This is a genomic window from Rhizobium sp. 18055, from assembly GCF_902706285.1.
Classification (GTDB): Bacteria; Pseudomonadota; Alphaproteobacteria; order Rhizobiales; family Rhizobiaceae; genus Rhizobium.
Window position 1 is genome coordinate 1 of sequence record NZ_CACSKD010000239.1, and the last position, 458, is coordinate 458.

1 protein-coding gene is annotated in these 458 nt (G+C 59.2%); it reads left to right on the top strand.

The annotated features are described in order from the left end of the window. Nucleotides 1-224: 224 nt before the first annotated feature. Nucleotides 225-458, top strand: a 234-nt coding sequence (locus tag GVL52_RS32055; protein ID WP_160012729.1) for a DUF4148 domain-containing protein, incomplete at its 3' end; no start/stop codon positions are given.

Consider the following 458-nt stretch of genomic DNA (forward strand, 5'->3'; position numbering starts at 1 on the left):
GTGCGTTGCCAATCAATCGGGCTGCCGCGCACCGAGATGCGCGGCTTTACAAGCGGGCTGGTCATACGGAGATTGTCCAAGAGAGAGGACGAGCTGCCGATTACTAATTTGTAATCTGGACGTTGGGGTGCTGTCGCTGCCCGATTTCTACAGTGGGAGCCATGTCGAAAGGCATAGCCGAGGCAAGTTGCCGACGGTTCATCTCTAACCAGAAGGACATCACCATGTACTCTCGCAAATCCTTTCTTCTCTCCCTGGCAGCCATTGCCGTAGCGGCTCCTGGCATGGTTTCCGCCTCGTCGCTGTACCACCCGAGTGGCGGCGAAATCGGATACACGACTCACCCGGAACACCAGCAGAGCACCAAGTCTCGGGGAGAGGTGCTGCAGGCTGTCGAGGCTGCGCGCAAGGATGGCACTTTGGCCATCATGTCGCGGGGGGCGCCGCTGCCGATGAAG